6 protein-coding genes are annotated in these 7,751 nt (G+C 62.7%); 3 read left to right on the plus strand and 3 right to left on the minus strand.

Annotated features, from left to right (window positions below; all coding sequences use genetic code 11):
- Positions 1 to 141: 141 nt before the first annotated feature.
- The 3 genes from A3E77_RS13600 (at position 142) to A3E77_RS13610 (ending at position 3,438) form a co-directional block, all read left to right on the plus strand.
- Positions 142 to 1,437 (plus strand): XRE family transcriptional regulator, encoded by a 1,296-nt coding sequence (locus A3E77_RS13600; RefSeq protein WP_293646836.1) that lies wholly within the window; start codon positions 142 to 144, stop codon positions 1,435 to 1,437.
- Positions 1,437 to 2,579, plus strand: coding sequence for a beta family protein (locus tag A3E77_RS13605; RefSeq protein WP_293646838.1), 1,143 nt, complete (start codon positions 1,437 to 1,439; stop codon positions 2,577 to 2,579). The genes A3E77_RS13600 and A3E77_RS13605 overlap by 1 nt, the downstream gene beginning before the upstream one ends.
- Before the next feature lie 250 nt (positions 2,580 to 2,829).
- Positions 2,830 to 3,438 carry a hypothetical protein gene (locus tag A3E77_RS13610; RefSeq protein WP_293646840.1) on the plus strand — a complete coding sequence of 203 codons (609 nt, stop codon included), beginning with the start codon at positions 2,830 to 2,832 and terminating at the stop codon, positions 3,436 to 3,438.
- A gap of 94 nt (positions 3,439 to 3,532) precedes the next feature.
- On the opposite strand, the gene A3E77_RS13615 is transcribed toward A3E77_RS13610, so the two are convergent.
- The 3 genes from A3E77_RS13615 to A3E77_RS13625 all read right to left on the minus strand — a co-directional run.
- Positions 3,533 to 5,890, minus strand: coding sequence for an EAL domain-containing protein (locus tag A3E77_RS13615; protein WP_293646842.1), 2,358 nt, complete (start codon positions 5,888 to 5,890; stop codon positions 3,533 to 3,535).
- A gap of 118 nt (positions 5,891 to 6,008) precedes the next feature.
- The gene (locus A3E77_RS13620; RefSeq protein WP_293646844.1) at positions 6,009 to 7,190 is read right to left on the minus strand and encodes a GGDEF domain-containing protein; all 1,182 of its coding nucleotides are present in this window, start codon (positions 7,188 to 7,190) and stop codon (positions 6,009 to 6,011) included.
- Between the two features lie 101 nt (positions 7,191 to 7,291).
- Positions 7,292 to 7,751: substrate-binding domain-containing protein (locus tag A3E77_RS13625; protein ID WP_293646846.1), on the minus strand; the 460-nt coding region annotated here is incomplete at its 5' end.

Raw genomic sequence — 7,751 nt, forward strand, 5'->3', positions numbered from 1 at the left:
GGGGCCAACGGGAGTCGCACGCGCGGGTTTATGTTGGCGCCGCCTTACGCCGGGGGGTGGGAAATGCAAGGGGGTGGGGGAGCGCGGAAAATTTGTCGCGAAGCTCTTTACACAACATATGTGTTGTGTCATTGGTGACCCATGTCGTCTGACGCGCTGATATCTAACGACCGCCAAGCACGAGAGATCGCCGGCACAGTTGCCGAGCTTGATGGTGCCTTATCCTCGGAGCAAATTCTGAGGTCAATAATGGCTGGCCTCCCTCACGAAGTCGTAGAAGCTGTGCGTCGGTCCTTTTTGGCTGAGCGCCATGAACTGGCAGATGCGCTACGAGCTTTTTCTGCCGCTAAGTCCGGTGAGTATGAATCCATCCGCGATCGCGCCGGGAATGACCCTGGCGCGTTTCTGATCGTCGCCCGGATTATGAGAGGGCTTTCCCAAAAGGACCTCGCTCGGAAGCTAGGACTTAGGGAGCAGGCTATTCAACGTTGGGAATCGGAAAAGTATCGTTCAATTACACTTTCGAACTATCAAAAAGTAGCGCAAACACTGGGCGTGCGGCTGCGGCTGGACGAGCTCCGCCCTCGGGGTGATTGGGAATATACATATGATGTGACAACCGACGATCTTATGAAGGTTGTCCGGCATGCTCGCGGTCATAAGTGGCTGGATGGCCAAGATCAGGAGGACGAGAAGGCTATCTCGACATTGGTCCGCCTAGTGGGTGACCATGTAAGCCGTTATGGAACGCCGTCGCTACTTAGGACGGGCTTAAAAACGGTCGATCGGGCACAAGACTGGTCTTTGCTTTCGTGGAAAGCGCAGGTCACTCGTCGCGCTGAGCGCGTCATTGAAGAAGCGAGGCCAAAGTATCGGCCGATAAATCTCTCTTGGCTTATAGATTTAGTCAGATTGAGCGTTCTGGATGACGGCCCGCGCAGGGCGCAAGAATTGCTCTTAGAGCATGGAATCGTTCTCGTCATAGAGGCGCATATAAAGGGTGTTCCGTTCGACGGAGCATCTTTCAGGGCAGACGACATTCCCGTAATAGGAATGACTATATGTCGAGATTCAATAGATAATTTCTGGTTCACGCTACTTCACGAAGTGGCTCACGTAATTTTACACTACAGGACTGGTCTGTCGGCAGGTTTCTTTGATGATCTTGCCTTTGAGGAACTCGATGATCTAGAACAGGAAGCGAATTCTTTTGCCGGAAGCTTGCTAATACCTACCGAGGCATGGGTTCGTTCACCGGCAAGGATCGCAAAATCTCCCGAACCAATTGAAAAGTTTGCTAATTTACTAGGCATCCATCCCGCCATTGTGTTTGGTCGCATCAGGATGGAGCGGAAGAATTATTCGATATTTTCTAACAAAATTGGACAGGGTCTTGTGCGAAAGCAATTCCTGTCGGATGAAGGGTTTCCTCTATGATGAATCATCAGAAGCCTATTTACGCTCCTGCTCTCCGCATGAAGGCCGGTGAGTTGATTGGTGTTGGCGATCTCGCCGCAGATATTGCCGGGCGCATCTTGCCGCGCATGATCGTGCCTCCGCCAAATGAGCGTGATGACGCTCTGCAAACAAAAATTCCCATGGCTGAACCTGTCCCGGACATCAGTCACGCTCTTGCGCCGGTATGGTCCAAAAAGCCGGTACTTATCGATTCAGGCTATCTTCTGGACGAGTTTGGCCGAGATAGGATGTCGTCCTGGCTCCCCCATATGTTTGAACGAGCGAGGAAGGCAGACGTCTGGGCGATTCCTTCTGCAAGTCTATCCGATTTGGGAGCCTTGGAAATTGCCGCGTTCAAGGACGCCTTGAACGATGACGCTGCTATCAAATTTGGTCTGACGGTGTCCTCAAGCGATCTGGCCGATAGGGCAGGGTTGCAGCGTGCCGTCGATGTGCTCGAACAGCTAGATATTGACGCTGCCCAGTGTGTGGTCACAGTGGACTTTCACGATGCTGACTTGTCACAGCCGGATTTTGTAGCGCCCATTATCGGGGCTGCGCTTGACGATCTACAGGCTTTGGCGCTCTGGCAAAGTATCGTGTTTCAGGGCACCAATTATCCAGAAAAGAATCCCGCGGACCCGAATGGCCATTACATTGTTCCTCGCACCGAATGGCTTGCGTGGAAGCGGGCAGTAAATTTTGACCCAACTACCGCCGAGCACATGATGTTCGGGGACTACGCTGCTGATTGTTCTAAGCTTTCTTTCGGCGGCGGTGGCGGGATGGCAATTCGTCATATCAGGTATGCGACGGAAGATGGCTGGCTGGTTCAGCGCGGCCCCAATACTGGTTCGCATGGTTCAGCCATGCGGAAGGTTTGCGAAGCGATCGTGTCGAGCGGTAAATTTGCTGGGCAAGATTTCTCCAAGGCCGACGAGCAGATTTATCGGTGCTCGAAAGGTGTTGCCTCCTTGGGCACGGCGAAAGTTTGGCGCGGGATAAACACTTGCCACCACATCACTCGTGTTGTCCGGGATATCGGCAACATTAAAGGATTTGAGTTCGAAAAGAGAGCTCCGGCGCCTGTCGAACTGCAAGATGAACTCTTTAATCGGTAGATATTACCTCTTTCCTACATTAGCCAAATAGGTTCAAAACCGTTCCGATTCATTCCAAGGTGATTCGGGAGGTTGAGCTATGGGGCGTAAGGCGGCGCGGGGTTCGCGTGGGAAATCGGGGGAGAAGGACAGCGTGGGGGATGGTGCCCACCCCGCTGCACCCCGGATCAAGTCCGGGGCTCGCTTCCCCTGCCGCAAGCGGGAGGGGATCAAAGGGGGGCGGGAGGGGCCCAAGCACTCCAATCCCTTCATGCCTGGCCTCCGCGTGCGGTCGGACGGGTGGACGGCGGCGCGGACGCGGGTGTTTCTGGCTACGCTGGGCAAGACGGGGTGCGTGAGCGATGCGGCGCGGATTGCGGGGGTCAGCCGGACGTCGGTCAACCGATCGCGCGCGCTGTTCCCTCCGTTCGACAAGGCGTGCGACGCGGCGATCGCGCGGGCGCTGCGCGGGCTGGAGGCGGTCGCTTACGAGCGCGCGGTCGAGGGGCGCGAGACGGTGATCCTGCGGGACGGCAAGGAGGTCGAGCGGCGGATCGTGCCGTCGGACGCGATGCTGGGGCTGTTGATCAAGCGCGGCGACCTGAAAAACGGGCGCGACGTGCAACTGACCGCCGAAGAGGCCGCGGCCTATGAGCTGCCCGAAGCGGTGCGGCACCGTTTCCTGTCGCGCGCGGAATATTTCGGCGGCATGGTCTTCGACGGGTTCCGCGACGATCCGGACGGGGGCAAGTCGCAGGGGCCGACGTCCGAAGAGACCGACGAGGCGATCCTGTCGCGGCTTGCCATCCTGCGCAAGCAGCGCGGATGGGGGCGGCTGTTGTGCGAAGAATGCGGCGGGCCGGCCGACGGGGAGGAATAGGGCGGCGCGCGCCCCCCCCTCCCGGCGGCGGCGGCGGCGGCAGGACGGGGGTGGCGGCGGGACGGAGGTGGCGGCGGCCGCGATGGCCGCCGGATCAGCCCTCTGCCCCCGCTTCGCGCGCGGTGCCTGCGGCACCTGCGGCAAAGGGCGCCGCATAGGGGTCGCTGGCGGGATAGCCGAAGAAATAGCCCTGCGCCTGGGGACAGCCTTCGTCGAGGAGCATCTGGCGCTGGCCCTCGGTCTCTACCCCCTCGGCAACGATCGGCATGTTGAAGCTGCGCCCCAGGCCGACGATCGCGCGCACGATCGAGCGCGCCGCATCGTCGTCGTCGATCGAGCTGACGAAGCTTTTGTCGATCTTGATCTTGTCGAACGGAAACGCCTTGAGATTGCTTAGCGACGAATAGCCGGTGCCGAAATCGTCCATGGCGATCCGCACCCCCATGGCGCGAATTTCGTGCAGGATCCTGAGCGCGCTCTGCCGGTTGCGGATGAAGGCGGTTTCGGTGATCTCCAGCTCGAGCCGGTGGGGATCGAGCCCCGATTGCGTCAGCGCGTCGCGGACGATCGCGGGCAGGTTGGGAACCTGGAACTGGACGGTCGACACATTGACCGCGACCGACACATTATCGGGCCAGGCCGCCGCGACGGCGCATGCCTGGCGCAGCACCCATTCGCCGATCGGGACGATCGCGCCGATTTCTTCGGCGACGGGGATGAAATCGTCGGGCGCGATGTCGCCGCGTTCGGGATGCTGCCAGCGCAGCAGCGCTTCATAGCCGACCACCGAGCCGAACGCGGTCGCGACGAGCGGCTGGAAAACCAGATACAGCTCGCCGCGCGTGATCGCATGGCGCAGGTCATGTTCGAGCGCGCGTCGTTCGCGCGCGATTTCGTCCATCTCCTGATCGAAAAAGGCGGCGTGGCCGCGGCCGTTGTTCTTGGCACGGTAAAGCGCGGTGTCGGCGTTGCGCTGAAGCGTTTCGGCATCATGGCCGTCCTGCGGGAACAGCGAGACGCCGATGCTGATCCCGACCGCCATCGGATCGTGCGCCACGTCCATCTCGATCGCGACATTTTCGAGGATGCGGCCGGCCAGCTTGCGGGTGTCATCGGGGCTGGAGACCGATTTCTGGATGATCAGAAATTCGTCGCCGCCGATGCGCGCGATCAGGTCGTTGCCGCGCACCGATGCGCGAAGAATGTCGGCGATGCGGCGCAATATCTCGTCGCCCGCGCCATGGCCGAAGATGTCGTTGACCGCCTTGAACCGGTCGAGGTCGAGCGCGAGCAGCGCGAACGGCTCCTGCGCGTCGATCGCCGCGTCGAGCGCGTGCGCGAAATGGGCGCGGTTCGACAGGTCGGTCAGCGCGTCGTGCGATGCCAGATGCTCGATCGCGCGCTGCGCCCGCTTGCGGTCGGACAGGTCGCGGATCGCGATCACCTGGCAGCTGCGGCCGCGATATTCGATCGTCCGCGTCGCGATTTCGAGGATCTGGTCCTCGTCGGGACTGCCCCGCAACCGCGCCTCCGCCGACTGGCCGGCGGGGATCGCGAAGGGGCCGCCGTCGACCGCCGCGAACCAGTCACCCGGCGCGCTGCCGAGCAAGGCCCCGCTGCTGACCCCGACAAGGTCGCACAGCTGGCCGTTGACCTCGACGATCCGGTCGTCGTGCGTGATCGCCAGCGCCTCGAGCGTCGCTTCGGCCAGGCCGTGCGCGTCGGTGAGCCAGCGGTCGACGAGCGAGCCGGTGAGCGCGAGGGCGACGAGCGCGGCGTTGGCAAACACGATCGCGGGCACCAGCCAGTCGCGGCTGGCATCAGCGGCCAGATCGGCGCCGCGGGTCGGGTCGGGCACCAGCGTCGTCGCCGACATCGCCGTGAAATGCAGGGCGACGATCGCAAGCACCGACAAGGTCGCGGGCAGCGCGACCTTGCGCCACCCGGACGCGCGCGAAAAGACCAGGAGCGCGCCGGAGAAACAGGCCCAGGACAGCGCCACCGACACGAGGATCGGGACCAGGTCATAGGTGACGCGTGCGGGCGCGATGATCGACGCCATGCCGGTAAAGTGCATCGCCGCGACCCCGACCGCGGCACCCGCGCCGGCAATCGCGCAATCGCGGGCCGTCGGCGCGGCCCCGAGCCAGCGTAAGGCACCCCAGAAAAATCCGATCGCGATCGCGACCGACAACAGGGTCAGGCTGGCATCGAAACGGATCGGCATCGTCCCGCGATAGGCCAGCATCGCGACGAAATGCGTCGCCCACACCCCGACGCCCTGCGCAATCGCCGCGACAACCAGCCAGTGCCGACGGCGCGTATCGACGCAGAAGGTCGATCGGTTGAGAATGACGAACAGGCAGATGTTGCCGAGGATGCACACCAGTGCGGCAATTAGAACCAGCCGCAGGTCATGCTGATAGACAACGCATTCGAGGACGCTGAACATGTTTTCCCCCTCGGTCCCCGTCTTGCTGGTTATCGGGGACGGGTAAAGATTATCTTAGTCACGCCGGGTCGGCCCCCACCCGTTCGGCGCACCCGTTCCCCGTCGCCGCCGCGCGCAATTATTGCCCGCGCGCGGCAAGGCGGACCGGCTTGGGGGTGAAGGCGCGGACGCGGTTGCGCCCCGTCCGTTTCGCTTCATAAAGGGCCTGGTCGGCGTCGGCCATGAGCGCCGCGAGGTCGGTGCCCGGCGCCCCGATCGCGATGCCGATGCTGACCGTCGGACATAATTTGGCCGGGATGCGATCGGTGCAGGCGGCGGCGAGCCCGGCGCGAATCGCCTCGGCAAACTGGCGCGCCGCCTCGATCCCCGCACCGGGGACCAGCAAGGCAAATTCTTCGCCGCCGATGCGACCCGCGATCATGTCGGCCGGGCCGATCCGGCGGGCGTGGGCGCCGAATGCGGCGATGATCGCGTCGCCGACGGCGTGACCGTAATTGTCGTTGATCGATTTGAACTGGTCCAGGTCGGCGACCATCAGCGCGACCGGACGATCGTCCTTCATGCAGCGACGGAGGGTGTCGCCCGATTGCGCCTCGAACCCGCGGCGGTTGAGCAGGCCCGACAGATTGTCGTCATCGGCCTGCCGGCGAAGCTCGGCAATCTGGTCGATCGCGACCGCGACCATCAGGCTGATCGCCGCAGCGATCGACACCATTGCCTGTGTGAACTGGACCGTGGTCCAGTAAATCGATTGTTGGAATCCGACATAATTGTCGAACCCGCCGCGCAGCGACAACAGCACGATGGGGCGGATGATCAGATTGAGCGCCGAAAATGCCGCGACCCAGAACAGCACGCGGTCGATCAGATAGGGCTTGTCGATCGGCCAGAGGGCGCGGACGACCGTCGCGGCAATGACCCCCGCCCCGATGCTGATCGACAGGATGCGCCCGGCGATGCTGGGATGGACGAGCAGGAACCAGAGGAAGACGGCAATCGACACCGCCGAGGTCACCGCCATCGTGCGCCAGGGCACCGGCAGGTCGTACCGCTTGATGATCGCGGCGGCAAACAGGCCGCCGGTCGCGAGGAAGCCGATGTTTGCGGGCAGCCGCTGCAATTCCATCGGCAGCACCGGGCCGACATCCAGGATCAGGAACGCGATCGCCGACGCGGTGTAGGCGCCCGCGGCATAGGCGACATAACGCTCGCGGCGATTCAGCCACAGCAGGAAAAAAGCGGTCGCGAACAGCAAGCCGATGCCCGGATTGAGCAAGGAAATGAAAAATTGTCCGTTCACACCACCGCTTTCTGCCCCGCCCCCAAGGGTAGCAACCGCTTAGATAACGAATTGTTACTTTTCCGGGAGTTAAGTCACGGTAACCCCAGGGATGCCGCGCATCAGGCGGTGCCGCGAACGACCAGGTGGACCGGAATGCGCGTGCCGCTGCGCGTCCGTTCGTCGTCTTCGAGCGCCATGGCGACGAGCGCCTCGCCCGCGGCGTCGAGGTCGGGTTCGAGCGTGGTGAGCGCGGGGTCGGCAAGGGTGCCGGCGCGGATACCGTCGAAGCCGATCAGCGCGACGTCCTGCGGAACACGGCGGCCGGCGTCCTTGAGCCCCTGGAGCACGCCCAGCGCGAGCATGTCGGAGGCGGCAAAGATCGCATCGGTTTCGGGATGCGCGGCCAGCAAGGCCTGCACCGCGGCGACGCCCTGTGCGTGGCGGTCGGCGGCGGCGGGCGGCTCGGCAATGATCGGGGCGAGGCCGTGCGCGGCGAGGGTCGCGGTGAAGCCGTCGCGGCGCTCGTCGAACTGGCGTTGCGGCGATTGCTGCGGCCCGACGAAGGCGATGTGGCGGCGG

It is taken from the genome of Sphingopyxis sp. RIFCSPHIGHO2_12_FULL_65_19 (assembly GCF_001830555.1).
Taxonomy (GTDB): Bacteria; Pseudomonadota; Alphaproteobacteria; order Sphingomonadales; family Sphingomonadaceae; genus Sphingopyxis.

Excerpts from the sequence above, each read along its gene's own strand:
- A3E77_RS13605 (WP_293646838.1), top strand. The coding sequence starts at position 1,437 with ATGAATCATCAGAAGCCTATTTACGCTCCTGCTCTCCGCATGAAGGCC.
- A3E77_RS13610 (WP_293646840.1), top strand. The coding sequence starts at position 2,830 with ATGCCTGGCCTCCGCGTGCGGTCGGACGGGTGGACGGCGGCGCGGACG.
- A3E77_RS13600 (WP_293646836.1), top strand. The coding sequence starts at position 142 with ATGTCGTCTGACGCGCTGATATCTAACGACCGCCAAGCACGAGAGATC.
- A3E77_RS13615 (WP_293646842.1), bottom strand. The coding sequence starts at position 5,890 with ATGTTCAGCGTCCTCGAATGCGTTGTCTATCAGCATGACCTGCGGCTG.